Origin of the sequence: Streptomyces sp. 4F14 (assembly GCF_048159485.1) — a bacterium.
Classification (GTDB): domain Bacteria; phylum Actinomycetota; class Actinomycetes; order Streptomycetales; family Streptomycetaceae; genus Streptomyces.
The window spans coordinates 1-23,685 of record NZ_JBLRVY010000002.1 but is presented as its reverse complement, the minus strand read 5'-3'; the positions used below and the strand labels follow the sequence as shown (position 1 = coordinate 23,685).

24 protein-coding genes are annotated in these 23,685 nt (G+C 70.5%); 18 read left to right on the top strand and 6 right to left on the bottom strand.

Annotated elements, in window-relative coordinates; translation table 11 throughout:
- Positions 1 to 311: 311 nt before the first annotated feature.
- The 6 genes from ACLZOT_RS02390 (at position 312) to ACLZOT_RS02365 (ending at position 6,884) form a co-directional block, all read left to right on the top strand.
- Positions 312 to 1,391 carry a FecCD family ABC transporter permease gene (locus tag ACLZOT_RS02390; protein WP_416966986.1) on the top strand — a complete coding sequence of 360 codons (1,080 nt, stop codon included), beginning with the start codon at positions 312 to 314 and terminating at the stop codon, positions 1,389 to 1,391.
- Positions 1,392 to 1,679: 288 nt separating this feature from the next.
- Positions 1,680 to 2,504 carry a heme ABC transporter ATP-binding protein gene (locus ACLZOT_RS02385; protein WP_416966985.1) on the top strand — a complete coding sequence of 275 codons (825 nt, stop codon included), beginning with the start codon at positions 1,680 to 1,682 and terminating at the stop codon, positions 2,502 to 2,504.
- 189 nt (positions 2,505 to 2,693) lie between these two features.
- Complete coding sequence (gene efeO / locus ACLZOT_RS02380) at positions 2,694 to 3,833, top strand: iron uptake system protein EfeO (RefSeq protein WP_416966984.1); 1,140 nt, start codon at positions 2,694 to 2,696, stop codon at positions 3,831 to 3,833.
- A gap of 11 nt (positions 3,834 to 3,844) precedes the next feature.
- On the top strand, positions 3,845 to 5,068 hold the full coding sequence (gene efeB / locus ACLZOT_RS02375; RefSeq protein ID WP_416966983.1) for an iron uptake transporter deferrochelatase/peroxidase subunit: 1,224 nt from the start codon (positions 3,845 to 3,847) through the stop codon (positions 5,066 to 5,068).
- A gap of 3 nt (positions 5,069 to 5,071) precedes the next feature.
- The gene (gene efeU, locus ACLZOT_RS02370; RefSeq protein WP_416966982.1) at positions 5,072 to 5,926 is read left to right on the top strand and encodes an iron uptake transporter permease EfeU; all 855 of its coding nucleotides are present in this window, start codon (positions 5,072 to 5,074) and stop codon (positions 5,924 to 5,926) included.
- Positions 5,904 to 6,884: a hypothetical protein gene (locus ACLZOT_RS02365; protein ID WP_416966981.1), complete on the top strand. Its 981-nt coding sequence runs from the start codon at positions 5,904 to 5,906 to the stop codon at positions 6,882 to 6,884. Before efeU ends, ACLZOT_RS02365 begins: the two co-directional genes overlap by 23 nt.
- Positions 6,885 to 6,969: 85 nt before the next feature.
- Here ACLZOT_RS02365 and ACLZOT_RS02360 read toward each other — a convergent pair whose 3' ends face one another.
- The 3 genes from ACLZOT_RS02360 to ACLZOT_RS02350 form a co-directional block, all read right to left on the bottom strand.
- Positions 6,970 to 7,716 (bottom strand): bifunctional DNA primase/polymerase, encoded by a 747-nt coding sequence (locus tag ACLZOT_RS02360; protein WP_416966980.1) that lies wholly within the window; start codon positions 7,714 to 7,716, stop codon positions 6,970 to 6,972.
- Between the two features lie 120 nt (positions 7,717 to 7,836).
- Positions 7,837 to 8,442, bottom strand: a complete 606-nt coding sequence (locus tag ACLZOT_RS02355) for a TetR/AcrR family transcriptional regulator (RefSeq protein ID WP_416966979.1) — start codon at positions 8,440 to 8,442, stop codon at positions 7,837 to 7,839.
- Between the two features lie 9 nt (positions 8,443 to 8,451).
- Positions 8,452 to 9,453, bottom strand: a complete 1,002-nt coding sequence (locus ACLZOT_RS02350; protein WP_416966978.1) for a Gfo/Idh/MocA family protein — start codon at positions 9,451 to 9,453, stop codon at positions 8,452 to 8,454.
- Positions 9,454 to 9,558: 105 nt separating this feature from the next.
- Between ACLZOT_RS02350 and ACLZOT_RS02345 the strand changes: the two genes are divergently transcribed.
- The 4 genes from ACLZOT_RS02345 (at position 9,559) to ACLZOT_RS02330 (ending at position 14,116) form a co-directional block, all read left to right on the top strand.
- The gene (locus ACLZOT_RS02345; RefSeq protein ID WP_416966977.1) at positions 9,559 to 10,851 is read left to right on the top strand and encodes a multidrug effflux MFS transporter; all 1,293 of its coding nucleotides are present in this window, start codon (positions 9,559 to 9,561) and stop codon (positions 10,849 to 10,851) included.
- 461 nt (positions 10,852 to 11,312) lie between these two features.
- Positions 11,313 to 12,296 (top strand): serine hydrolase domain-containing protein, encoded by a 984-nt coding sequence (locus ACLZOT_RS02340; protein ID WP_416967419.1) that lies wholly within the window; start codon positions 11,313 to 11,315, stop codon positions 12,294 to 12,296.
- Between the two features lie 81 nt (positions 12,297 to 12,377).
- Entirely contained in the window at positions 12,378 to 13,370 is a 993-nt protein-coding gene (locus ACLZOT_RS02335; RefSeq protein WP_416966976.1) for a small ribosomal subunit Rsm22 family protein, read from the top strand.
- Positions 13,367 to 14,116: an SDR family oxidoreductase gene (locus ACLZOT_RS02330; RefSeq protein WP_416966975.1), complete on the top strand. Its 750-nt coding sequence runs from the start codon at positions 13,367 to 13,369 to the stop codon at positions 14,114 to 14,116. The genes ACLZOT_RS02335 and ACLZOT_RS02330 overlap by 4 nt, the downstream gene beginning before the upstream one ends.
- A gap of 238 nt (positions 14,117 to 14,354) precedes the next feature.
- On the opposite strand, the gene ACLZOT_RS02325 is transcribed toward ACLZOT_RS02330, so the two are convergent.
- On the bottom strand, positions 14,355 to 15,323 hold the full coding sequence (locus ACLZOT_RS02325; protein ID WP_416966974.1) for a D-alanyl-D-alanine carboxypeptidase family protein: 969 nt from the start codon (positions 15,321 to 15,323) through the stop codon (positions 14,355 to 14,357).
- Between the two features lie 266 nt (positions 15,324 to 15,589).
- Between ACLZOT_RS02325 and ACLZOT_RS02320 the strand changes: the two genes are divergently transcribed.
- The 5 genes from ACLZOT_RS02320 (at position 15,590) to ACLZOT_RS02300 (ending at position 19,406) form a co-directional block, all read left to right on the top strand.
- Positions 15,590 to 16,195: a DoxX family protein gene (locus ACLZOT_RS02320; RefSeq protein ID WP_416966973.1), complete on the top strand. Its 606-nt coding sequence runs from the start codon at positions 15,590 to 15,592 to the stop codon at positions 16,193 to 16,195.
- Positions 16,196 to 16,249: 54 nt separating this feature from the next.
- The gene (locus tag ACLZOT_RS02315; protein ID WP_416966972.1) at positions 16,250 to 16,636 is read left to right on the top strand and encodes a hypothetical protein; all 387 of its coding nucleotides are present in this window, start codon (positions 16,250 to 16,252) and stop codon (positions 16,634 to 16,636) included.
- Between the two features lie 70 nt (positions 16,637 to 16,706).
- Positions 16,707 to 17,444 (top strand): DUF3105 domain-containing protein, encoded by a 738-nt coding sequence (locus ACLZOT_RS02310; protein WP_416966971.1) that lies wholly within the window; start codon positions 16,707 to 16,709, stop codon positions 17,442 to 17,444.
- Positions 17,441 to 18,052: a DUF305 domain-containing protein gene (locus tag ACLZOT_RS02305; RefSeq protein ID WP_416966970.1), complete on the top strand. Its 612-nt coding sequence runs from the start codon at positions 17,441 to 17,443 to the stop codon at positions 18,050 to 18,052. Before ACLZOT_RS02310 ends, ACLZOT_RS02305 begins: the two co-directional genes overlap by 4 nt.
- A 121-nt stretch (positions 18,053 to 18,173) precedes the next feature.
- Entirely contained in the window at positions 18,174 to 19,406 is a 1,233-nt protein-coding gene (locus tag ACLZOT_RS02300; RefSeq protein WP_416966969.1) for a hypothetical protein, read from the top strand.
- 46 nt (positions 19,407 to 19,452) lie between these two features.
- Here ACLZOT_RS02300 and ACLZOT_RS02295 read toward each other — a convergent pair whose 3' ends face one another.
- Entirely contained in the window at positions 19,453 to 20,805 is a 1,353-nt protein-coding gene (locus tag ACLZOT_RS02295; RefSeq protein WP_416966968.1) for an alpha/beta hydrolase, read from the bottom strand.
- Between the two features lie 347 nt (positions 20,806 to 21,152).
- Here ACLZOT_RS02295 and ACLZOT_RS02290 point away from each other — a divergent pair, with 347 nt between their 5' ends.
- On the top strand, positions 21,153 to 21,839 hold the full coding sequence (locus tag ACLZOT_RS02290) for a hypothetical protein (RefSeq protein ID WP_416966967.1): 687 nt from the start codon (positions 21,153 to 21,155) through the stop codon (positions 21,837 to 21,839).
- On the opposite strand, the gene ACLZOT_RS02285 is transcribed toward ACLZOT_RS02290, so the two are convergent.
- Positions 21,836 to 22,300: an ATP-binding protein gene (locus ACLZOT_RS02285; protein ID WP_416966966.1), complete on the bottom strand. Its 465-nt coding sequence runs from the start codon at positions 22,298 to 22,300 to the stop codon at positions 21,836 to 21,838. The two genes, ACLZOT_RS02290 and ACLZOT_RS02285, sit on opposite strands and share 4 nt — an antisense overlap.
- 149 nt (positions 22,301 to 22,449) lie before the next feature.
- On the opposite strand from ACLZOT_RS02285, the gene ACLZOT_RS02280 reads away from it, so the two are divergent.
- Together ACLZOT_RS02280 and ACLZOT_RS02275 are read left to right on the top strand one after the other, a co-directional pair.
- Positions 22,450 to 23,364: a Scr1 family TA system antitoxin-like transcriptional regulator gene (locus tag ACLZOT_RS02280; protein WP_416966965.1), complete on the top strand. Its 915-nt coding sequence runs from the start codon at positions 22,450 to 22,452 to the stop codon at positions 23,362 to 23,364.
- Positions 23,361 to 23,612: a DUF397 domain-containing protein gene (locus tag ACLZOT_RS02275; RefSeq protein ID WP_416966964.1), complete on the top strand. Its 252-nt coding sequence runs from the start codon at positions 23,361 to 23,363 to the stop codon at positions 23,610 to 23,612. Before ACLZOT_RS02280 ends, ACLZOT_RS02275 begins: the two co-directional genes overlap by 4 nt.
- The last annotated feature ends 73 nt before the right edge of the window (positions 23,613 to 23,685 follow it).

Sequence of the window (23,685 nt, the reverse complement as noted above, 5' to 3'; positions counted from 1 at the left end):
ACGGGCTTCTTCGTACGGGAGAGCGGCGAGGGCATGGGCGAGATGGGCGTCCCGGCGGGTCCGCCGGCCCAAGTCGCCCTGAATTCCTGTGTGATGACCCTCCATCAGATCCGCCGCCTCCCTCCGCCGATCCTCCTCGTCCGGCACACGCGCCAGCACCACGCACGGCGGCGTTCCGTGCCAGCCGTGGGCCGACCAGTCGAGGTGGGCGGCGGGCTCTTGGCATGAGGACGTTCGAGTCATCGAGGTGGCTTGATTAGGTGAGGCTAACCTAATATCTGGACGTCGGAAACGGATGGGGAGGGTGTTGGATGGCTGTGCTGGACAAGCCTGTTGAGCGAACCGGGAGGGTGGGGGGCGGAGGGCGGCGACGGGAGTGGTGGCTCGGGGTCGGGCTCGTCGTGGGGTTGGTCGTACTGGTGCCCGTGGCTGCGGGGACCGGGGCTTATCCCATTCCGCTCGGGGATGTGGTCGGGTCCGTGGGGCATCGGGTCGGGCTCTGGGGTGGGGAGTTGGATCGGGTTGCCGAGTCCGTGCTGTGGAATGTGCGGTTTCCTCGGATTGTGCTGGCGTTGCTCGTGGGGGCTTCGTTGGGGTGTGCGGGGGCGCTCATGCAGGGGGTGTTCGGGAATCCGTTGGCCGAGCCCGGAGTGATCGGGATTTCTTCCGGGGCTGCGGTGGGGGCGGTTGCCGCTATTGCCATGGGCATGGGGTTTCTGGGGACCTGGACTGTTCCGGCGTTTGCGTTTGTGGGTGGGTTGGGGACCGCGCTGCTGGTTTATTCGTTGTCCCGGAGTGACGGGAAGGCCGAGGTCGTCACCCTGATTCTTACCGGGATCGCTGTCAACGCGTTCGGCGGCGCCCTTATCGGGCTGTTTCTGTTCTTCGCCGATACCGCTGCCGTGAATCAGATCGTGTTCTGGCAGCTCGGGTCTCTTTCGCAGGCCACCTGGCCCAAGGTGTTGGCCGTTCTGCCGTGCACGGTCGTCGGACTCGCCCTCGCACCCCTCTACTCACGGCGACTCGATCTCCTCTCCCTCGGGGAGCGGCCCGCCCGGCATCTCGGGGTCGATGTGGAGCGGCTTCGGGTGGTGCTGATTCTGGTGATCGCGTTGTTGACGGCGGCTGCGGTGAGTGTTTCCGGGATCATCGGGTTCGTGGGGCTGGTGATTCCGCATTTGCTGAGGATGGCCGCCGGGCCGGGGCACCGTTTCCTGGTACCGGCGAGCGCGTTGTTGGGGGCGTTCATCTTGTTGGCGGGGGATCTTGCGTCCCGCACGATGGCTGCGCCCGCCGAGTTGCCGTTGGGGGTGTTGACGGGGTTGCTGGGGAGCCCGTTCTTCTTCTGGCTGCTGCATCGGACGCGGAAGCGGCAAGGGGGGTGGGTTTAGGGGGTGCGTTGCCGAGTGCGGGTTGGATGTGGCTGGTCGCGCCCAGGCGGCGGAGCCGCATATCGATACAGCCCCGCGCCCCTAAAAAACACGGAGCACCCGGCATGAAAAGGTAGCCGCCTCTCAAAACACGCGGCCCGCCCAGCGCCAAAATCGCGCCGCCCCTCAACACCACCGGACCACTGCACGCCGTAACGCGACTGCACCCACGTCACCCCCTCACAACGCCCTCCCTGCCCCCGTAAATGCAAAAAACCACCACCCCACCCCACCTCTCCAAGGAACCCCATGAAACTCCTCCGCCCCCACCCCACTCCCCCACCCCCTCCCACCCCCGGCGACACCCTCGCCGAAGCCCAGGCCCTCCACCTCGACCTCGGCCCCCACCGCATCCTCCACGGCATCACCCTCCCCGTCCGGGCCGGCGAACTCCTCGCCCTGGTCGGACCCAACGGTGCCGGCAAGTCCACCCTCCTCGCGGCCCTGGCCGCCGACCTCCCCGCCACGGAGGGCGCCGTACATATCCACGGCCGCCCGGCGAACGAGTGGACACCTCCCGAACTCGCCCTGAGACGCGCGGTGTTGCCGCAGGCGGCGACGGTCTCGTTCCCGTTCCCGGTGGAGGACGTCGTACGGATGGGAAGGGCCCCGCACGACACCTCACCCGCACAGGACGAGGCGATGGTCCACGAGGCGATGGCGGCGACGGAGGTGACCGCCTTCGCGACCCGCCCGTTCTCGGCGCTCAGCGGCGGCGAACGCGCGAGGGTCGCCCTGGCCCGGGTCCTGGCCCAACAGGCCCCGCTGCTGCTCCTGGACGAACCGACGGCGGCCCTGGACCTGAAGCATCAGGAGCTGGTGCTGAGGATCTGCCGGGACAGGGCGCGAAAGGGAGACGCGGTGGTCGTGGTCCTGCACGACCTGAGCCTCGCGGCGGCGTACGCGCACCGGGTGGCCGTACTGCACAGGGGGAAAGTGGCGGCGGACGGCCCGCCGAAGGAGATCTTCACGGACGAGCTGCTGTCGAGGGTCTACGACCAGCCCATCGAGGTCCTCCCCCACCCCACGAACGGCACCCTCTTGGTCACCCCACGCCGAACCACCCTCCCTTGAACTCCCTTTGACGTTCCCATGACGCCCGCTTTAGGCAGCCGTAACCACCCCGTACCCGTACGCGATTTTTGAGAGGTGAATCACTGCGCGCACCCTTATGCCCCAGGTAAGCCCGGGCTAAGTTAGGCGAGCCTCACCAAACCCTGTGAGCCCCGTCACGTACTTTTCCAGCCACCCGGGAGCCCCCGTATGCCCGCCGCCAGACTCACCGTCGTCACCGCAGCAGCGACCCTCGCGGCCCTGACCGTCCTCACGGGCTGCACGGAGAAAAGCACGGCGGAGGACGGCGACCACGTCGTCAAGGTGACGGCGACGGACGAGAAGTGCGAGACATCGAAGAGGACGATCCCGGCGGGCCATGTCGAACTCGCCGTGGAGAACAAGGGATCGAAGGTCACGGAGGTGTACCTCCTGTTCCCGGACGACCGGATCGTGTCGGAGCGGGAGAACATCGGCGCGGGAACCAAGCAGCGCCTGACGGCGGAGGTGAAGGCCGGCGACTACCAGATCGCGTGCAAGCCCGGCATGAAGGGCAAGGGCATCCGCCAGCCCCTCGCGGTGACCGGAAAGTCGACCGCCAAGCGCGACCCCCGCCTCGACAGGGCCGTGGCCGAATACCGCGAGTACGCGCAGGAGCAGGCGGACGCGACGCTCCCGAAGGTGAAGGTCTTCACGGACGCGATCCAGGCGGGCGACCTCACGGCGGCGCAGGCCGCGTACGCCCCGTCCCGCATCGGCTGGGAGCGCACGGAGCCGGTCGCGGAGTCGTTCGGCGACATCGACCCCCTGGTGGACACGCGGGCGGACGGCCTGGAGGCCGGCCAGAAGTGGACGGGCTGGCACCGCCTGGAGAAGGCCCTGTGGCAGGACAAGAAGATCGGCGCCGAGGAGAAGACGCTCGCCGCGCAGCTGGTCAAGGACCTCACGGACTGGCAGAAGCGGGTGGGGACGGCCGACATCACCCCGACCTCGATGGCCAACGGCGCCAAGGAACTCCTGGACGAGGTCGCCACCGGCAAGGTCACCGGCGAGGAGGACCGCTACTCGCACACGGACCTCGTCGACTTCAAGGCGAACGTCGAGGGCGCCCAGGAGGCGTACACGCTGCTGCGCCCGATCGCCCAGAAGAACGACCCGTCCCTGGTGACGGAGTTGGACAAACAGTTCGCCGCGCTGGACACGCTCCTCGACAAGTACCGCGCGGACAAGGCGTCCTACGACTTCGTCTCCTACGACAAGGTCACCGAGGCGCAGCGCAAGGAGCTGTCGGACGCGGTGAACGCGCTGGCGGAGCCGCTGTCGAAGCTCGCCGCGGCCGTGGTCAAGTAAAGGCGCTGACGATGACTGAATCCCCTTCCCGCCGCGCCCTGTTGGGCTGGGGCGGCGCCGGGCTCGCGCTCGGGGCCGTGGCCGCCGGCACCGCCGTGGCGGTCACCGGTGACACTGGATCCGGCGACCCCTCCACGGCCGTCGAGTTCCACGGCGAGCACCAGGCCGGTATCGCGACCGCCGTACAAGACCGGCTGCACTTCGCCGCGTTCGATGTGACGACCACCGAACGCACCGAGTTCGTCCAGCTGTTGAAGGACTGGACGGAGGCGGCGCGGAGGATGACCGCCGGGAAGGCGGTGGGTGAGGGGGCGTTCGGGGGGCTCGCGGAGGCTCCGCCGGACGACACCGGGGAGGCGCTGGGGCTGAAGCCCTCGCGGCTGACGCTGACGATCGGGTTCGGGCCGTCGCTGTTCGCGAAGTTCGGGCTCGACGCACAGCGGCCGGCAGCCCTGGTCGAGCTGCCTCAATTCCCGGGGGACGCGCTGGACTTGGCGCGCTCCAACGGGGACCTGTGCGTGCAGGCGTGCGCGGACGACCCGCAGGTCGCCGTGCACGCGATCCGCAACCTCGCGCGGATCGGGTTCGGGAAGGTCGTCGTGCGCTGGTCCCAACTCGGCTTCGGGAAGACCTCGTCGACGACCCCCGATGCTCAGACGCCGCGCAATCTCATGGGGTTCAAGGACGGCACCCGCAACATCGCGGGGACCGAGACGGACCGGCTGGACAGGTTCGTGTGGGCGTCCGGGAAGGACGGCCCGGCGTGGATGGCCGGCGGGTCGTACCTCGTCGCGCGGCGGATCCGCATGCACATCGAGACCTGGGACCGGACGTCCCTCCAGGAGCAGGAGGACGTCTTCGGACGGGACAAGGGCGAGGGCGCCCCGGTCGGCAAGGCCAAGGAGCACGACGCGCCGTTCCTGAAGGCGATGAAGCCGGACGCGCATGTCCGGCTCGCGCACCCCGACTCCAACGGCGGGGCGACGATCCTGCGCCGGGGCTACTCCTTCACCGACGGGACCGACGGGCTCGGGCGGCTGGACGCGGGCCTGTTCTTCCTCGCGTACCAGCGGGACGTACGGGACGGGTTCATCAGGATCCAGCGGCACTTGGGGACCGACGCGCTCAACGAGTACATCCAGCATGTGGGTTCGGCGGTGTTCGCCGTGCCGCCGGGGGTCCGGGACGCGGACGACTGGTGGGGGCGGGCCCTGTTCGAGGCGAAGGGTGAATGACCGGTGTTCTCCAACTACTTGATCGGGCTGCGGGAAGGGCTGGAGGCCAGTCTCGTCGTCTGCATCCTGATCGCGTACCTCGTCAAGACCGGTCGCCGGGACGCGCTGAAGCCGATCTGGCTCGGGGTCGCCACGGCCGTCGTGATCGCCCTCGCCTTCGGGTGCGCGCTCGAATTCGGGTCGCAGGAGCTGACGTTCGAGGCGCAGGAGGCGCTGGGCGGGTCGCTGTCGGTCGTGTCGGTGGGGCTGGTGACGTGGATGGTGTTCTGGATGCGGCGTACCGCGCGGCATCTGAAGGCCGAGCTGCACGGCAAGCTGGACGCGGCGCTCGCGATGGGGACGGGGGCGCTGGTCGCGACGGCGTTCCTCGCCGTCGGCCGGGAAGGGCTGGAGACGGCCCTGTTCGTCTGGACGTCCGTGCACGCCGCCGGGGACGGGACGCCGAGGCCCTTGATCGGAGCGGCACTCGGGCTCGCCACGGCCGTACTCCTGGGGTGGCTGTTCTACCGGGGGGCGCTGCGGATCAATCTCGCGAAGTTCTTCACGTGGACCGGGGGGATGCTGGTCGTCGTCGCGGCCGGGGTGCTCGCCTACGGGTTCCACGACCTCCAGGAGGCCGGGTGGCTGCCCGGGCTGAACAAGCTCGCCTTCGACATCAGTGACACCGTCGAGCCGGACAGCTGGTACGGGACGCTGCTGAAGGGGGTGTTCAACTTCCAGCCCGACCCGACTGTGCTCCAGGTCACGGTGTGGCTCCTGTACCTGGTCCCGGCGCTCGCGCTCTTCCTCGCCCCGGTAGGGTTCGGCTCCGGGAAGAGGAAGGTGAAGTCACCTGATGATCAGGCTGCGCAGGCGTGACCGGAACGCGCTCATAGCGGTCGTACTGACCGGTGTGTCCCTCACGGCCGGCGGCTGTGTGGTGGTCCACGGGGAACGCGAGATCGTCCCGACCACCACCCCGGCCGAGGCCGCGAAGGCGGTCCAGGAGTTCACGGCGGCGTACAACAAGGCCGACAAGGCGTACGACGGTTCGCTGGACGCCGCGTACACGACCGGCCCGCTCGGGGTCATCGACTCGGCGCGGCTGAAGGCCGGGAAGATCACGAGCCCCGGCGGCAACCCGAACCACCAGCCGCTGGCGCTGTCGGACGTGCAGGTCACGATCCCGAAGAAGGCGGGCTGGCCGCGCTGGTTCGTCGCCGACGCGCAGGCCAACCGCGGCGGGTCGGCGCGCTGGCTGCTGGTGTTCACCCGCAACGACGTCGCCGAGCCGTGGCAGGCGGCGTTCCTGACGCTGGTCGCGCCGGGCCAGTTGCCCGCGCTGAAGCGGGACACGCAGGGGTACGCCGAGGAGGTGCCCGCCTCCTCGCCCGAACTCGCCGTGTCCACCGACCAGTTGAGCGCGGCGTACGCGGAGTACCTGCGGACCGGGCAGGGGGAGTTCGCCGACGGGGCGTACACGAGCGGGCTGCGGGCGACGCGGGACAAGGCCACGCGGCCGGGGCTCGCGACGCAGTACATCGACGAGGCGCTGAACGACAGCGACTACCGGCCGGTCGCGGTGCGCACCGCCGACGGGGGCGCGCTCGTCTTCTTCTCCGGGCACAACTACACGAAGCAGACGGCTGCCGCCGGGACGGCCGTCCCCACGCCGAACGCGAGCGTGAAGGCGCTGACCACCGGTGAGATCAAGCAGTCGCTGACCATGGAGTTCGTGTCGAACGCGGTCGCCGTGGACCCGATGAAGGGTGTCGGGGACGGCAAGGTGTCGCTGCTGAGCCGGGTGGAGGGGCTGACCGGCGCGAAGGGGGAGTGACCCCTCAAGTGCTACCCCTCAGGTAGTGCCTGGGAGTGACCCCTCAGGTACTAGCCCTCAGGTACTAGCCCTCGGGTACTACCCCTCAGGTCCGCAGGGGCCAGGCCGCGCCCCCCGCGTCCTGCCCCGCCTCCGCCTCCGCCTCCGCGTACCGCGCGCACGCGTCCGTCAGGACCTCCAGCAGGCTCAGCGGATCCGGGAGCGCGTACTCCGGGCCGCGTACCCAGTGCACCGACTGCCCGTCGTCGCCGGGGAGGCGGGCCGGGGGGACCAAAACGTAGGAGCCCCGGCAGTGCCAGCGCAGCCCGGGGTGTTCGTCCATCGTCTCGGGGTGGCAGTCGAGTTCGCAGGGCCACCACTCGTCCTCGTCGTCCGGGGTGCCCCGGGTGAGGGTGAAGAAGAGGACGCGGCCGTCGTCGGACTCGGCGACCGGGCCGACCTCGATGCCCGCCGCGAGGAGCCGGTCGAGGGCGGCGCGGCCGGCCTGCCGGGGGACGTCGAGGACGTCGTGGGTGGTGCCGGTCGCGGTGATGAAGTTGGCCTGCGGCTGGTGGCGTACCCAGCGTTCGACCTGGGCGCGGTCGGTGGTGGACTGCGTCTGCCAGGCGAAAGAGATCGGGTGGCGGGCGGGGGTGGGACAGCCGACGCGGTCGCAGGAGCAGCGGTAGCCGGGGGCCGGGTGGGCGGCGGGCGCGAGCGGCAGGCCCGCTTCGGCGACGGCCAGCAGCAGGGCTTCGCGCTCCCCGCCGGTGTCGGTGTCGGCGGTGCCCCCACGCAGCCACTGGGTGAGTCTGACCCTCAGGCCGGTCCGGCCGATCGCCTCCGCGCTCATCTGTCCCCTCGCGTCGCTGTGGTGGGCACAGCATGCCTCATGGGCCCGCCGGGTGCGGAACCGGGGTGCCTTGTCGGGACATAAGCGTCACCCCGGGACACGGGGCGTCCGGCGGGGCTCTCAGCGGGGTGCGATGCCGTGCAGGGCGTAGTCGACGATCGTGTCCGTGTAGCCGTAGGACAGCTCTGCCGTGCGCTGGAGCCAGCGTTGCGCGATGGGGGCGACGAAGAGTTCGAGGGCGATCCGGGGATCGAGGTCGGGCCTCAGCTGGCCCGCGTCGCGCGCGGATCGCAGCCTCTCGACGTACAAGTCGAAATTGGGTTCCAGCAACTTGGCCACGACGGCCCGGCCGAGTTTCTCGTCGACGAGCCCTTCCGCGCTGAGCGCGCGGGCGGGGCCGTCGAAGCGGGGGTCGAGGAGGTTGTCGACGGTCGCGCGCAGGACGAGCTTGAGGTCGGCGGCGAGGTCGCCGGTGTCCGGGATGCCCGGGGCCGCCTCGCCGGCCGCCTGCTGCTCGCCGAGGTCGAGGAACGCCTCCAGGAGGACGTCCGCCTTCGACCCCCACCACCGGTAGATGGTCTGCTTCCCGACGCCGGCGCGGGCGGCGATGCCCTCGATGGTCGTCTTCGGGTAGCCGGTCTCCTCGACGAGGCCGAGGGCGGCCGCGTAGATGGCACGCCGGGACGTCTCGCTGCGGCGGCCTGCGTCGGGTGTTCTGCTGGGCATGCGCTCAGGTTAGGCGGGCTCGCCCGGGTAGCGGACGCCGATCTGGTCGCGGGCCGCGTCCAGGGTGCGCATCACCGCGAGGGTGCCGTCGAGGGGGACCAGCGGGGACTGGGTCTCGCCGGCGCGGACGGCCCGCATGACCTCGCGCGCCTCGTGGCGGAAGCTCGCCGCCGGGCCCTCGGCGGGGTCGTGGGCGAACTCCTCGGGGTCGCGGCCGACGCGGTGCAGGACGTAGCGGTCGGCGTGGAAGAAGCCGGACGGGATGTCGATGCGGCCCTCGCTGCCGGTGATGGACGCGGCGACGGACGTACCGCCGGCGAGGGAGCAGTGCAGCGCGGCGAGCGCGCCGGAGTCCCAGGACAGGGCCAGCGCCGTCTGGAGGTCGACGCCCTCCGGGGAGAGGACGGCGCGCGCGGAGATGCCGGAGGGCTCGCCGAGGAAGAGGTGGGCGAGGGAGACGGGGTAGACGCCGAGGTCGAGGAGGGCGCCGCCGCCCTGTGCCGGGTCGCGCAGGCGGTGGGCCGGCGAGGAGGGGCCCACGAAGCCGAAGTCGGCCTGGACGGTGCGGACTTCGCCGATCATCCCGTCGTCGACGGCCTCCTTGATGCGGCGGATGACCGGGTTGCAGTACATCCACATCGCCTCCATGAGGAAGCGGTCGTGCTCGCGGGCGAGGGCGATGAGTTCCTCGGCCTCGCGGACGTTCAGCGTGAACGGCTTCTCGCACAGGACGTGCCGGCCGGCCTCCAGGCAGAGCCCGGCGGCGGCCCGGTGCGCCGAGTGCGGGGTGGCGACGTACACGACGTCGATGTCGTCGTCGGCGGCGAGGGACGCCCAGTCGCCGTACGCGCGCGGGATGCCGAACCGTTCGGCGAACGCCTTCGCGCCCTCCTCGGTGCGGGAGCCGACCGCGACGACCTCCGCGTCCGGCAGGTCGATCAGGTCCGCCGTGAAGGCGGCGGCTATCCCGCCGGTCGCCAGGATTCCCCACCGCACGCTGTCCGCCGTCATCGAACCCACGCTTCCGTCCGTACCGTCCCGACCGAGCAATTCGTACGATCATCTCCGTACGAGCTGAGAGCATAGGGGGCGGACCGGGAGAAGAGGGAGGGGCACATGCCCGAAGGTGGGGCACCGATGACAGAGGCGGCGCGGACGGCCGCGTCGCCCGCTCTTGCGAGCCGGCGGCGTACGGGTCTGCTGGTCACGCTGCTGCTGGGCGGGCTGACCGCCACTCCCCCGCTGTCGATGGACATGTACCTGCCGGCGCTCCCGGAGGTCACCGACTCGCTGCACGCGCCCGCCACGACCGTGCAGCTCACGCTGACCGCGTGCCTCGCGGGCATGGCGCTGGGCCAGCTCGTCGTGGGGCCGATGAGCGACCGGTGGGGGCGTCGGCGTCCGCTGCTCGCGGGCCTCGTCGTGTACGTGATCGCCACCGCGCTGTGCGCGCTCGCGCCGAACGTCGAGACGCTGGTCGCCTTCCGCCTCGTCCAGGGCCTCGCGGGCGCGGCGGGCATCGTCATCGCGCGGGCCGTGACGCGGGATCTGTACGACGGTGACGCGATGGCGCGGTTCTTCTCCACGCTGATGCTGATCTCCGGGATCGCGCCGATCGTCGCGCCGCTGATCGGCGGGCAGATCCTGCGGTTCACGGACTGGCGGGGCGTCTTCGTCGTCCTCATCGGCGTCGGCGTGCTGCTGACCGCCCTCGTGTGGGCGCGGCTGCCGGAGACCCTGGAGCCCGCCGAGCGGCACGAGGGCGGGGTCGGTGAGGCGCTGCGGTCGATGCGGGGGCTGCTCGCCGACACCGCGTTCTCGGGGTACATGCTGACCGGCGGGTTCGCGTTCGCCGCGCTGTTCGCGTACATCTCCGCGTCGCCGTTCGTCGTCCAGGAGATCTACGGGGCCTCCCCGCAGACGTACAGCCTGCTGTTCGGGATCAACTCCGTCGGGCTGATGATCGTCGGGCAGGTCAACGGGAAGGTGCTGGTCGGGCGGGTCCGTCTCGACCGGGTGCTCCTGGTGGGGCTGCTGGTGATCGCCGCCGCGTCCGTCGCGCTGCTGGTGATGACCGCCGGGGTGTTCGGGGACGTCGGGCTGGTGCCGGTCGCCGCCGCGCTCTTCGTCCTCATGTCCGCGATGGGGCTGAGCCTGCCCAACGCTCAGACGCTGGCGCTGTTGCGCACCAAGCACTCCGCCGGGTCGGCGTCCGCGCTGCTGGGGACGTCGTCGTTCCTGGTGGGGGCGGTGGCGTCGCCGCTGGTGGGGGTGGCCGGGGAGCATACGGCGGTGCCGATGGCCGTGGTCCAGGTCGTCGCTTCGGTGATCGCGCTCGGGTGCTTCGTGGGTCTGTGCCGGCCTTGGCAGGGCCGTGGTGCCGCTTCGGTCGAGGGAGCCGACAGCTGAGCGCCCCGAGACTCCGCCCCGGCACGGCCGCGCGGGCCTGCCTGGACGCGGGAGAGCTGAGCCTGCTGGTGGACGAGGTCCACGCACTGACCGCCGGCCCGCATCCGTGGGCCGCGGGGGCGGTGGTGTACGCCGGGCGGGGGCCGGTGATCGCGGTGCGGGAGGCGGTGGGGTGGGGGGTGCGGTTCGCTTCTTACGGGGGTGAGGGCGGGGTTGGGGCGGGGGCGGGCGGGGGGTCGGGCGGGGTCGGTGGGCCGAGCGGGGTCGGCGGGCCGGGCGGCGTTGGCGGACCGAGCGGCGTTGGCGGACCGAGCGGCATCGGCGGGCCGGGTACGGGCGGCGGGCCGAGCGGGGGCGGTGATCCGGGCGGCATCGGCAGGCCGAGCGGCATCGGCGGGCCGAGCGGCGTTGGCGGACCGAGCGGGTTCCGTGATCCGGGCAGGATCGGCGGGCCGAGCGGCATCGGCAGGCCGGGCACGGGCGGCGGTGTGCGGGGCGGCGGTGTGCGGGGTGGCGGGGTCGAGTTGCCGGAGTCCGAGTGGGTGCCGATGACCCTGGACACGCCCTTCGACCTCGCGTCTCTCACCAAGCTGTTCACGTCCGTCGCCGCCGTCCAGCAGATCGAGCGGGGGCGGCTCGGGATCGACGCCCGGGTGAGCGCGTACCTTCCCGATTTCCACGCCGTACGCCGATACGGGACGACCGTCCGCCAGCTCCTCACGCATACGTCCGGACTGCGGCCGGAGCTGCCGCTGTACGCCTGCGCCGACGACACCGAGCGGCTGGAACTGCTGCGCGCGGAGGAACCGGCGAGCGCGCCGGGGACGTACGTCTACTCCGACCTCAACATGCTGCTCCTCCAGCACGTGCTGGAGCGGCTCACCGGGCGCACCCTCGACGTCCTGGTCGACGAGGGCATCACCCGGCCGCTGGGGATGACCTCGACGGACTTCGGGCCCTGCCCCGGCGCGGCGGCGACGGAGGACCAGCGGCGGCCGTGGGCGAAGGTGGACCGGGGGATGCTGCGGGGGGAGGTGCACGACGAGAACGCGTGGGCGCTGGGCGGGGTGGCCGGTCATGCCGGGCTGTTCTCGACGGGGCGGGACCTCGCGGTGTTCTGCCGGACGCTGCTGAACGGGGGGTCGTACGGGACGGCGCGGATCCTGGGCGCCGACCACGTGGACCTGCTGCTGGACCGGCCGGGGCTGGGGTTCGCGGTCGATCAGGCGTGGTTCATGGGGGAGTTGGCGGGGCGGGGGGCCGCGGGACACACCGGCTTCACGGGGACGTCGCTGGTGGTGGACCGGGCCACGGACACGTTCCTGGTGCTGCTGGCGAACACGGTGCATCCCCGGCGCCGACAGGGCGGGAGCGGGCCGAGGGCTCGGGCGGGGACGCGGGTGGCTCGGGCGGTGCGGGGGGTCGGGGCGAGCGGGCTGGTGTGAGCGGGGTCGAGGTGAGCGGGGTCGAGGTCGGTCGGATTCTGTGCGGGGCGAGCAGCGTGGTGGACCTGAGAGAATCTCCCCGTGAACTCGGCCGAATCCCTCCGTACCGCCCTCGACTCCCTCCTCGACGGGCTGCCGCCCCGGCAGGCGGCTCGGGCGGTGGAGCGGCTGATCGGCAGTTATCGGGGGGCGACCCCGACCTCCGCGCCGATCCTGCGGGACCGTGCCGACGTCGCCGCGTACGCCGCGTACCGGATGCCGGCGACGTTCGAGGCCGTGTGCTCGGCGCTGGAGGCGTTCGCCGAGGCGGTGCCGGAGTGGACGCCGGGGCGCCATGTGGACGTCGGCGGCGGGACGGGCGCGGCGACCTGGGCCGTGGAGGCGGTGTGGCCCGGCGCGCGGGAGGTGACGGTCCTGGACTGGGCCGAGCCGGCGCTCGCCCTGGGGCGGGAGATCGCGGCCGCCAACTCCGCGCTGTCCGGGGTGCGTTGGGAGCGCGCCCGGATCGGTTCCGCGCTGCGGATCCCCGAGGACACGGACCTGGTGACGGTGTCGTACGTCCTCAACGAGCTCACCCCCGCCGATCGCACCGCCCTGCTCGCGGGCGTGAGCGGCGCGGCCTCGGTGGTGATCGTCGAGCCGGGCACGCCGGACGGGTACGCGCGGATCATCGAGGCGCGGGACCACCTGATCGCGAGCGGATACACCGTCGCCGCGCCCTGTCCGCACAGCGCCGCCTGCCCCATCGTCCCCGGCACGGACTGGTGCCACTTCTCGGCGCGGGTGAGCCGCTCGTCCCTGCACCGCAAGGTCAAGGGCGGTTCGCTGCCGTACGAGGACGAGAAGTTCGCGTACGTCGCGGCGGTACGCCAGGAGGTGTACCCGGTTACCTCCCGGGTGGTACGCCGCCCGCAGATCCGCAAGGGCCAGGTACTGCTCGACCTGTGCTCGGCGGACGGCGGGCTGTCGCGTACGACCGTGACGAAGCGGCACGGTGACCTGTACAAGGCGGCGCGGGACGCGGAGTGGGGCGATCCCTGGCCGCCGGGGTCCGCCTACGCTGCGGAGGCATGAACTCCAAAGTCGCAGTGGTGACCGGTGCCGGTTCGGGCATCGGGCGGGCCGTCGCCCTCGAACTCGTGGGCAACGGCTGGACGGTGTACATGGTGGGGCGCCGGGCGGAGAAGCTGGAGGAGACGGCTCAGCTCGCGCCGGACAACGTTCTTCACCGTCTCCGGGCCGATGTGTCGCGCGAGGAGGACGTGGAGCGCGTCTTCAGAGTCGTGGGGGAGAACCGCGGCCGGCTCGACCTCCTCTTCAACAACGCCGGGACGTTCGGCCCCGGCAACGTGCCCTTCGAGGACCTCTCGTACGACGCCTGGCGGCACGTCGTGGACACGAACCTCAACGGGGCGTTCCTGTGCGCGCGTTCGGCGTACCAGCTGATGAAGTGGCAGGATCCGCAAGGGGGTCGGATCATCAACAACGGCTCCATCTCCGCGCACACCCCGCGCCCCCGGTCCGCCCCGTACACCGCGACCAAGCACGCGCTCACCGGGCTCACCAAGTCCCTTGCCCTGGACGGGCGTCCGTACGGCATCGCGGTGAGCCAGATCGACATCGGGAACGCGGCGACCGAGATGACGGACCGGATGCGGGCCGGGGTGCTCCAGGCGAACGGGGAGATCGCGCCGGAGCCGGTGATGGACGTCGCGGACGTGGCGCGCACCGTACGGCACATGGCGGAGCTGCCGCTGGAGGCGAACATGCAGTTCGTGACGGTGCTGGCGACGGGGATGCCGTACGTCGGGCGGGGCTGAACTCCCGGCGGGCGGGGGCCGGTTGACCCACACAAACGGAATTGATTCGTCCGCCCTATTGCGGTGGTTAGCGGAACTATGCTCAACTCTCCTACACGAGAACTTCACACTTGGGTGAGGGAGTTCCGCAGACCATTCCGAGGGGGGAGGAGGCAGTCGCCCCACGGCACCGGGTGGGGGTGGGCCTCGCGTGGGACCGCGAGGTACGCACCGGGGCCGTGGGGCGCCTGCCACAAGCTCAACTCCGCTCGGCGGAAGGCTTCTTGGTACGCCGGTTCCTCAGCACGTACACCCCGCCGAACAGCGCCCCCGCGACCGCTCCCCCGACGGGCAGCCCCCAGCCCACGCTGTCGTCGTCGACCGCCGCTCCCGCCGAACCGGCCGCCCCGTGCGGGGAGTTGTGCGAGACCTTCGCGCCTCCCCGGCTGAGCGGCTCCGTGAGCGTGCCGACGCTTTTCGCCGAACTCCCTTGCGTGAAGCCCCAGTCGAGAAGGGTGCGGGCCTCCTCGTACACGGCGTTGAGCCCGCTCCTCGGGTGCAGGACGGTGACGAGGAGGGTCCGTCCCTTCCTGGTCGCGGCGCCGGTGAACGTGTTCCCCGCGTTGCTGGTGTAGCCGTTCTTCACGCCGATCATCCCGGCGTACGCCTTCACCCCGTGCGAGCCGCACAGCAGCCGGTTCGTGTTCTCGATGCCGGTCTTCCCGATCCGCGCGGTGCGCGTCCCGCAGTACGCCCGGAAATCGGCGCTCCTGAGCCCGCTGCGGGCCATGAGGGTGAGGTCGTACGCGGAGGAGTACTGCCGGGGGTGGTCGTACCCGTCAGGGCTGACTACGTAGGTATCGACCGCCTGGAGGTCGGCGGCCTTGGCCCGCATGTCGGCGACGGACCGCTCGATCCCGCCGTTCATGGCGGCGAGCACCCGCACGGCGTCGTTCCCGGAGCGCAGGAAGACGCCGTGCCACAGGTCCTCGACGCTGTAGGTGGCCCCCGCCTTGATCCCGACGAGGCTCGACCCCTCCGGCACGGTCGCCAGCTCCTGGCCCCGGACGGTATGCCGCTCCGTCCTCGCGAACTTCCCCAGCAAGGTGTCCGCGAACAGCATCTTCAGCGTCGAGGCGGGCGCGAGCCGCAGATGGGGATCGCGCGCGGCCAGCACCTCCCCACTGTCGTGGTCGGCGACGATCCAGGCCCGGGCGGTGATGTTCACCGGCCGGACCGTACAGAACGATGGTGAGAAAACGCGAACCCCGGGCGGGGGCGTTCTCGGGTCGGTGCGGTTCCTCGTCGGCCCGGTCCCGAAGGGCGCGGGTGCGGTCGTCGGCGTTGACGGCGTCGACGAAGGCGCGGACGATCGGGGCGCGGAGGTGTACGGGTCTCATGGGCCCCACCTCCGCACTGCCCCCGCACGCCCACCACCCGAACGGCGTACCCCGCAGGTATCCCCCTCCGCCACCGTCACCCCAGGGAGCCATCGTGACCCGCTGCACCGCACGCCGTCGAGACGTCGGCCTCCTCCTGCTCCGGCTCGGCACGGGCGGCATCCTGGCCGCGCACGGCACGCAGAAGCTGTTCGGCTGGTTCGGCGGGCACGGTGTCGAGGGGACCGGTCAGTTCATGGAGTCCGTGGGGTACGCGCCCGGCAAGGCTTCGGCCCTGGCCGCGGGGATCGCGGAGACCGGCGGCGGCACCCTCCTCGCGCTGGGCCTGGGGACCCCCGCCGCGGGTGCCGCGGCCGCCGGCGCGATGGCCGGTGCGACGGCCGTCCACGCCCCGAACGGCTTCTTCGCGCAGTCCGGCGGCTACGAGTACCCGGGCCTCCTCGCCCTCGCCACGACCGGCCTCGCCGTCACGGGCCCCGGCCGCCTCTCCCTGGACCACGCCCTGGGCCACCGGACGAACCGCGCGTGGATGGTCCCGGTGGCCCTGGGTATGACAGCGGCGGCCACCTCCGTGGTCGTAGGTCTCAGGTATCGGCGCCTGCGGGAGACCGAGGAGAGGGACGACGCGCAGGAGGCGCTGTTCGAGGAGGAGGGGTACGGGGAGGACGGGTTCGAGGAGGTCAAGGGGTACGAGGAGTAACCCCTGAGATGTAACCCCGTACGGCGTCACCCGTACGGCCGATACACTCCTTGAGTGTTCAACCGGCCCCCGACCTCCATGAGCGGCCCCACCAGGGCCGCTTCTGTGGCGTTGGGCCTGCTGCTGGCGCTGGCCACGGTGCTGGGCTGCGCGATGCACCCCGGCGAGGCGGAGGCGGAGGCGGCCCGGCATCTCGTCGCCGTCGCCTACACCCCGCAGACCCCGTCGAAGGAACACGTGTGCCCGGTGCCGGGGCACGACCGGTGTCACGGCGCGGGCGGGGTGATCGCGAGGACGACGGCCCCCACCCCGCACCCGGCGCCCCAGGCGCTGCCCACGCGGCTTGACGCGCGTCCGGCGGCGGCCCCGCTCGCCGTACGGGCCGACCCGGCGGCCCCCCGCCCTCCCGACCTGCACGTGCTGCAAGTGCTGCGGACCTAGAACGGACGTCTCCTCCCCGTCCGTTCATCAGCATGTCCGCCGACTCCCGCCGCACGAAAGGCACTTCGTCATGTCCACCGGCAACTCCAAGAAGACGACGACCGGTTCGAAGCCGAACCCCAAGGCCAAGGCGAGCGCGAACGCGCCCGCCGCCCCCAGGAAGCGACCCGGCAACAAGCCGTCGGCGAGCGAGAAGGCCGCCACCCGCCGCGCGCGCGTGGAGGAGCAGCGCAAGGCGGAACGCGCGCGGGAGCGCCGTAGCCGCATCCTGACGATCTCCGCGTCGGCGGTGATCGTCCTGGCGATCGTCGCGGCCGGCGCCTGGTTCATCAACGACGCGAACGAGAAGGAGGCCGCGCAGGCGGCGCCGGTCTCGGGCGAGAAGACGTGGAAGGACCTGTCCCAGAACCACGTCGAGGGCACGGTCAAGTACCCGATGATCCCGCCGGTCGGCGGCGACCACAACGGCGTCTGGCAGAACTGCGACGCGCAGGTCTACACGCAGCAGCTCCAGAACGAGAACGCCGTGCACTCCCTGGAGCACGGCGCGGTGTGGGTGACGTACAGCACGAAGGCCGCCGAGGCGGACGTCAAGTCGCTGACGGAGAAGGTCAGGAAGACGTCGTACACGATGATCAGTCCGTACGACTCGCAGTCCTCCCCCATCACGCTCTCCGCGTGGGGCCACCAGCTGAACGTCGACAAGGCGTCCGACCCGCGGGTGAACGAGTTCCTCGACAAGTACGTCCAGGGCGCGCAGACCCCCGAGCCGGGCGCGGCGTGCTCGGGCGGAAAGGCGACGGCGTGAGCTCGGCCCGTCTCTCGCGCACCCTGATCGGCGGCGCGCTCATCACCCTCCTCGCGGCGGTCGCCCTCACGGTCACCCTCCTGCGCCCGGCGCAGGCCGACTCCCCCGCGGGCCCGGTCGATTCGGGCTTCGCCCGCGACATGGCCGTCCATCACCAGCAGGCCGTGGAGATGTCCTTCATCATCCGCGACCGCACGTCCGACGACGACGTCCGCCGCCTGGCCTACGACATCATCAACACCCAGGCCAACCAACGCGGCATGCTCCTGGGCTGGTTGGACACCTGGAACGAGCCCAAGTCCTCCCAGGCGGCCCCCATGTCCTGGATGGACCACTCCATGCCGTACCAGCCCCACGACGGCTCCCTCATGCCCGGCATGGCCACCAACACACAGCTCGACAAGCTCCGTTCCCTCTCCGGCAAACAGGCCGAGGTCTCCTACCTGACCCTCATGACCGCCCACCACAAGGGCGGCATCGAGATGGCGGAGGGCGCGGCCCGGTCGGGCGAGACCGAGCAGGTACGCCGGCTGGCCCAGGGCATGGTGAACGGCCAGCAGGCCGAAATCGCCCTGATGGCCGACATGTTGAAAAAACGGGTCGACTGACTCTGAGGGGCCCGCCGGTACGGGCGGGCCCCTCCGGCCGCGCGCTCCGCCATGATGGTCTTCAGGACCGCGTACGGACCGGGTACTCAAGGACCCCAGAGCCTCGGCAGGAGCAACTCCCTTGTCTTTTCCGCCCGGTGACATCGTCGATGCCTTCGGCCGGCATCTGCATGGCGAACTGCTGGAGCGGCAACTGTGCGAGCGTCACCCCGAGTTGGCCGATCGGGTTCGCCTCCATGAGACGGGCAGGGGGAGGCTGCTGCTGGTCAGGGTGTCCGGTGCGCGGCAGGTGAGCCTGGCGCAGGTCCGGATGGGTCACGCCACGGTCTGGTGCGTCCGGGATCCGGTCCTGGACAACCCTCCGTACGTCTGGCCGATCACCACGCCCGACGAGGTCCTCGTCGACGCGCTGCACGCGGTGGCGACCGCCTGTCTGACCGGTGAGCCGGTCGCCTCGCCTTGGCGCTGGCAGGAGAGCGCTTCCTCGGAGATGACCGAGTTCGCCGATCTGCTCGCCGAGCGGAGGGTCGAGGTCCTCCGCGTCGCCGTGGACAACTGGTACTACCCGTACGGCTCACCGCTCACCCCCAGACTCGGCATCACGAGCGGCGATCGCGGTGAATCCGTACTGGAGGCCGAGGTCGACGGCCATTTCCTCCGTGCCTCGCTCAAGCCCGCCTTGGGTTGGACAGTGGACGTACATCACCCCGCGTGGAGCAGGTGGGGCCGTATCGACATCCAACGGCTGCTACGGGGACAGTCATCTCCCGCTCCTGGCGTTCCGCACGGGCGTGTTCCGGTGCGGGAGATCGCAGACTTGCTGTCCCGAGGGCCGCGGGAGTGGGACGTCGAGGTGGCAGCGTGGAAGTGGCGGCGTGCGGACCTGTCGCCCGAGCTTCTGAGGGATGCGCCCAACTGGTTCGCCGACCTCGCCGAACTGTGGGGCACTACGGGCGAGACCACTATGCCCCGTGCGTCCGAGATCGCGGAAGCGGTCTTCCATCAGCTCAGGGGCTGTGGCTTCACGGACCTCCGAGCAGGCGACATCGACACGCCGATCGCGTCCGACACGTTCGACGTCGTATGGCACAGCGGCCGTAAGCCACTGTCACGCCCGGAGATCGAGCGGCTGAGCGGTCAGGCTGCGGCAGCCGGCGAGGAGGTGCCGAAGCGCCTCCTCGTGATCACGAGTAGCGGCATCACCAAGCCCGCTGGCGAATTCGCCGATCGGGCCAAGGCGTTCGCTTTCCGCCTGGACCGGGCGACCGGCTGGCTCATGGGCGAGAACTCGCGTGCCCGCCAAGCTCTTCTGCCCTTCTCTGAGCAGGCGCTCCGGGAGCTGCAATCCTGGTGACGATCGGTGGCCTGCCCGTCCCCATGGGCAGGCCACCAGGGGCAGTTCAGACCAGGCGCTTCACGAACGCGGACAGGCTCTGGGTCGCCGTGTTCTTCGACGGCTCCGCGAACAGCGGGTCCAGGTGGTTCATGCCCTCGTCCGTCGCGAAGGACGTGGAGAGGATGCGGGATTGGGCGGCGAGTTTCTGGGCCGCCGTGACGACTGTGCCCTTCGGGTAGCTGGACTGGAAGGCGTACAGGGGGGTGTTGATGCCGGTGGCGTGCTGGAGGCGGAGGCCCAGGAAGCGGGTGGTGTCCGTGTCCGCGTAGAGGTCGGTGGCGTCGAGATCGAGGGAGAGGCGGGCCGGCCAGTACCACTGCCAGACCGTCGGTTCGGGGCCCGCGTAGGACGTGGCCACGCGGGAGATGGGGGTGATGCCGGTGTCCGTCCAGTCACCGGTCGGCGAGAAGGTGCCCGAGTGGACGGTGATGTTGTTGGGCCACCCGAAGCTCTGGTCGACCAGAAGGCCCAGCAGGGCGGCATTGGTGATGGTCCCCGACGGACGCAGCGCGTCAGGCAGGCGGGGCTGGAGGACCGACTTGGCGTGGGGGTCCAAGTGGGCGTACCAGCCTGCGAGTTGGTAGAAGATCTGGGTGCTCTCGGAGCGGGTGCCCACCCCTACGGCGGCCAGCGACATGTCGAGCACCGCGCCGCCGGAGATCGCGGCGAGGCGCTGCCTGACCTTCTCCGGGGAGTTGTCGGGGGCCTCGCCGGCGCCGTCGAACGCGCCGAGGACTCCCCCGTCGATGAGGGCGAGACCCGCGAGCGAACGGTAACCGGGCTCTCCGTCGAAGTCCCAGGCGGCGTACGCGGCGGCGGTGGTCGCACCCCAGGAGTGGCCGCCGAGGATCACCTTGCGCCGGCCGCCGCACGAGGCCGCCTCGACGACCGTGCGGAGGTCCGAAAGGACTTGCGGCAGACCCCAGTTGGCGAAGTAGCCGGAGGACGCGGGGTCCTGGCTGCGGTAGTGGCCGTCGAGGTAGTAGCCGACGGGGTCGGCGGTCGCGAACCCGGCGCGGTCCACCAGGTTCTCCTCGCGGCGGTCGAACGCCCAGACCTGTACGCCGGGTACGGCCGCGACGAGGTCGCGGGCGAGGAGGCGGAAGTCGTTCGCCGCGCCGAACTGGCCGGGGACCAGGACGAGTACGGTGCCCGCTGCGGGGTCGCCGATCTGGAGCGTGTGGACCCGGTCCGACCCGGCGGGGCCGCCGCCGGCACCGACGGGGAAGGCCACGTACGGCTCCGCCGAGAGCCGAACTCCCCTGGCCGCCCAGGCGTTTCCACCGAGCACGGCGCCTGCCGCCACCCCCGCCGCCATGCCGCCCAGCAGGGTCCTGCGTGTCACGAACCTCGTCATGTCCGGTCGCCTCCTTGAAAGTTGGAGAACATGACTACGGGGGTAGCTTGCTCCATGGAGATCCTGTGACGATCACCGCCCCCGACACTCGGCGCGGGTGACAGAATTTGGGCGCATTATGAACACCCTTGCTAAATCCGGAGTTTCGAATTCGATCGATAAAGATGATTGACTGGATTCGCCGGATGGTGGTGTGATGAGGTCCCCTTCGGCGCGGTCATGAATGAGGCCTCGTGGACGTATTCGAGACGTGTGAGCAGCCGGGCAGGCGCGGAATTCTGATTGCGCCGAAGAAAAGGCGGGGCGGGAGAATACTCCGGGTCGAACTCCGTACGGCCGAGGCGCTGTTGAGGGAGGCAGCGGAGCGGGAGGAGGCTCGGGACGAGGAGGTCCGGGAGCTGCGGCGAAGACTCCAGCAGGCGGAGGACCGCGAGTTCGAACTCCTCGTGGAGAACGAGAAGCTGTACGACTCGCTCCAGGGCGCGCACAGCAAAGTCCGTTTTCTCCAGCGCCAGTTGGGGGAAGCCGCCCTTCGCACCCCGCCCCCTGATCCGCCACGCCGCCCCGCCACTTTCACCGAACTCCTCGACCGCCTCGCCGATTTCCCCCATCTCCGCTTCACCGGAAACCCGAAGCGGACGAAGGACCTGGACGCGCACTCCATCCCCAACTGGGTCGCGGTCGCCTGGGACGCCCTCCAGGCCCTCGACGAGTACGCCGCGCACGGCACCGGCGTCGACTTCCGCCACTGGTGCGACAACCTCCCCGAGACCTGCCAACACCCCTTCCCCGCAGGCAAAGTGACGATGCGTGAGTCGGAGACCGTCGCGGGCCACCACGACTGGCGCCGCCAACGCACCTTCCCCGTACCGGAGTCCGTCTCCCCGGGCGGCCGTCTGTTCATGCAGTCCCACCTGCGCATCGGCAGCGGCAACACCGTCTCGCCCCGCCTGTACTTCCACGACGACACTGCCAACTCCGGCCTGGTGTACGTGGGTTACCTTGGCGCACATCTGGACAACACGCACACCTAGGTCAGGGCGTACTCCGCCCACACCGTCTTCCCCGGCCCGTCCGTCCGCAGGTGCCAGTCCCAGCGCGAGGCGAGTCCCGCGACCAGGAGGAGACCCCGGCCGCTCAGCGAGACGTACGGGTCCCGGCCGACGACGACGGTCGCCGGGCGCGGGGGCAGGCGCTCGCCGCGCGTGTCGGTGACGTCCACCCGCGCGGTCTCCAGACGCGGGGCCACCTGGAGCCTCAAGTGGAAGTCCCTGCCCGGGACATGGCCGTGCCGGACCGCGTTGGACGTCAGTTCCGCGACGATCACCACGATCGCGTCGTGGTCGTCCGATCCGTACGGGATGCCCCACTCGTGCAGCCGGACGGCCGCGAGGCGGCGGGCGAGGCGGGCGCCCCTGCGGGTCGAGGTGAAGCGCATCTCGAAGTACTGCTCGGCGAGCGGTGTGAGGGTGGGGATGCCGGGTTCTTTCGTCATGCCCCCAACGGTCCTCTTCGTGGCGTACCGTCACCAGTGGTGACGCACCGACGCCGAACTGCTTGTACGCGCGGTGTAGGACCGTGTACGAGTCGCGCGGCGTGACCAGCGTTCCCCTTGGGGAGTTGGTCCGGAGAGGCGGTGATCCCATGACGGAGCGTACGAGGACGACGGTCGGGGTGGAAGAACCCCGGAACAACGACGAAGACACCGGTTCCCTGTTCATCGGGGACGACGAAGAGGCCGGTCTCCAGCCCGACGCGACGAGCAAGGCCCTCGTCATCGCGTTCGGCCAGAACGTGAAGACCCTGCGCGAGCGGGAGGGGTTGGACCGCGAGACGTTCGGCGCGCGGATCGGCTACTCGGCGGCGACGGTCGCGTCGTACGAGCAAGGTCGCCGCATCATGAACGGCAAGACGATCGACAAGGCGGACGAAGTCCTGCGCGCGAACGGGTTGTTGAGTTCGTGGAAGGGGCAGATGGAGCGGGCGCAGTATCCGGCGACGTTCCAGGGGATGGCGGCTCTGGAGAAGCTGGCCATGGAACTGCTCAAGTACGACACGCTCATGTTCCCTGGCCTCCTACAAACCCCCGACTACATGCGGGCGTTGATGGCAATGCGCCGACCGCTCCTGGACGACGACATCATCGAGCAGCGTGTGGCCGCACGCATGGCCCGGCAGGAAATCTTCGACCGCTGGCCCACTCCGTACCTGGGCTTCATCATCGATGAGGCGGTTCTGTTGCGTCCGCACGGCGGAATCGACGTGCTGCGGGGGCAGTTGGAGCATGTACTGCTGATCGGCCAGAAGCGCAACGTCGAAATCCAGGTCATGCCGCTCGACTGCGAGGAAAACGCGGGTGTGACCGGCCCGTTCACCGTGCTGACGCGACGCAGGGACGGCAAGCAGTTCCTGTACAGCGAGGTCGCCGGGGTGACTTCGCTCCAAACCGAGCCCGAACAGACGACTCTGGCGCACACCCGTTATGGGATCATGCGATCGCAGGCTCTCTCGTCCCGGGAGTCGACGAAGAAGATCGAAGGGATTCTGGGATCACTATGAACAACGCCGAGTCCTCAACCACCACTTCCGGCCTCGCTTGGTTCAAGAGCAGCTACAGCGACACCGAAGGAAACGACTGCGTGGAAGTCGCCTGGCGCAAGAGCAGCTACAGCGACACCGAGGGCAACCAGTGCGTTGAGTTCGCGGCCTGCACCAACACCGTCCACGTCCGCGACTCCAAGGACACCGACGGCCCCCAACTCGCCCTCGCCCCCTCCGCCTGGACCGAGTTCACGGCAACCCTCTAGCCTCGATCTTTCGTGATGGGCCGCCGACGGAGTCGGGGGCCCATTTCGTTGTCGGTGGCTGAGGCCGGGCAGG

What these genes read in the sequence shown, in the direction of transcription:
- ACLZOT_RS02385 (WP_416966985.1), top strand. Translation starts at nt 1,680, where the DNA reads ATGAAACTCCTCCGCCCCCACCCCACTCCCCCACCCCCTCCCACCCCC.
- ACLZOT_RS02350 (WP_416966978.1), bottom strand. Translation starts at nt 9,453, where the DNA reads ATGACGGCGGACAGCGTGCGGTGGGGAATCCTGGCGACCGGCGGGATA.
- ACLZOT_RS02275 (WP_416966964.1), top strand. Translation starts at nt 23,361, where the DNA reads ATGAACAACGCCGAGTCCTCAACCACCACTTCCGGCCTCGCTTGGTTC.
- efeO (WP_416966984.1), top strand. Translation starts at nt 2,694, where the DNA reads ATGCCCGCCGCCAGACTCACCGTCGTCACCGCAGCAGCGACCCTCGCG.
- efeB (WP_416966983.1), top strand. Translation starts at nt 3,845, where the DNA reads ATGACTGAATCCCCTTCCCGCCGCGCCCTGTTGGGCTGGGGCGGCGCC.
- ACLZOT_RS02280 (WP_416966965.1), top strand. Translation starts at nt 22,450, where the DNA reads ATGACGGAGCGTACGAGGACGACGGTCGGGGTGGAAGAACCCCGGAAC.
- ACLZOT_RS02295 (WP_416966968.1), bottom strand. Translation starts at nt 20,805, where the DNA reads ATGACGAGGTTCGTGACACGCAGGACCCTGCTGGGCGGCATGGCGGCG.
- ACLZOT_RS02365 (WP_416966981.1), top strand. Translation starts at nt 5,904, where the DNA reads ATGATCAGGCTGCGCAGGCGTGACCGGAACGCGCTCATAGCGGTCGTA.
- ACLZOT_RS02355 (WP_416966979.1), bottom strand. Translation starts at nt 8,442, where the DNA reads ATGCCCAGCAGAACACCCGACGCAGGCCGCCGCAGCGAGACGTCCCGG.
- ACLZOT_RS02345 (WP_416966977.1), top strand. Translation starts at nt 9,559, where the DNA reads ATGCCCGAAGGTGGGGCACCGATGACAGAGGCGGCGCGGACGGCCGCG.
- ACLZOT_RS02360 (WP_416966980.1), bottom strand. Translation starts at nt 7,716, where the DNA reads ATGAGCGCGGAGGCGATCGGCCGGACCGGCCTGAGGGTCAGACTCACC.
- ACLZOT_RS02390 (WP_416966986.1), top strand. Translation starts at nt 312, where the DNA reads ATGGCTGTGCTGGACAAGCCTGTTGAGCGAACCGGGAGGGTGGGGGGC.
- ACLZOT_RS02330 (WP_416966975.1), top strand. Translation starts at nt 13,367, where the DNA reads ATGAACTCCAAAGTCGCAGTGGTGACCGGTGCCGGTTCGGGCATCGGG.
- ACLZOT_RS02310 (WP_416966971.1), top strand. Translation starts at nt 16,707, where the DNA reads ATGTCCACCGGCAACTCCAAGAAGACGACGACCGGTTCGAAGCCGAAC.
- ACLZOT_RS02285 (WP_416966966.1), bottom strand. Translation starts at nt 22,300, where the DNA reads ATGACGAAAGAACCCGGCATCCCCACCCTCACACCGCTCGCCGAGCAG.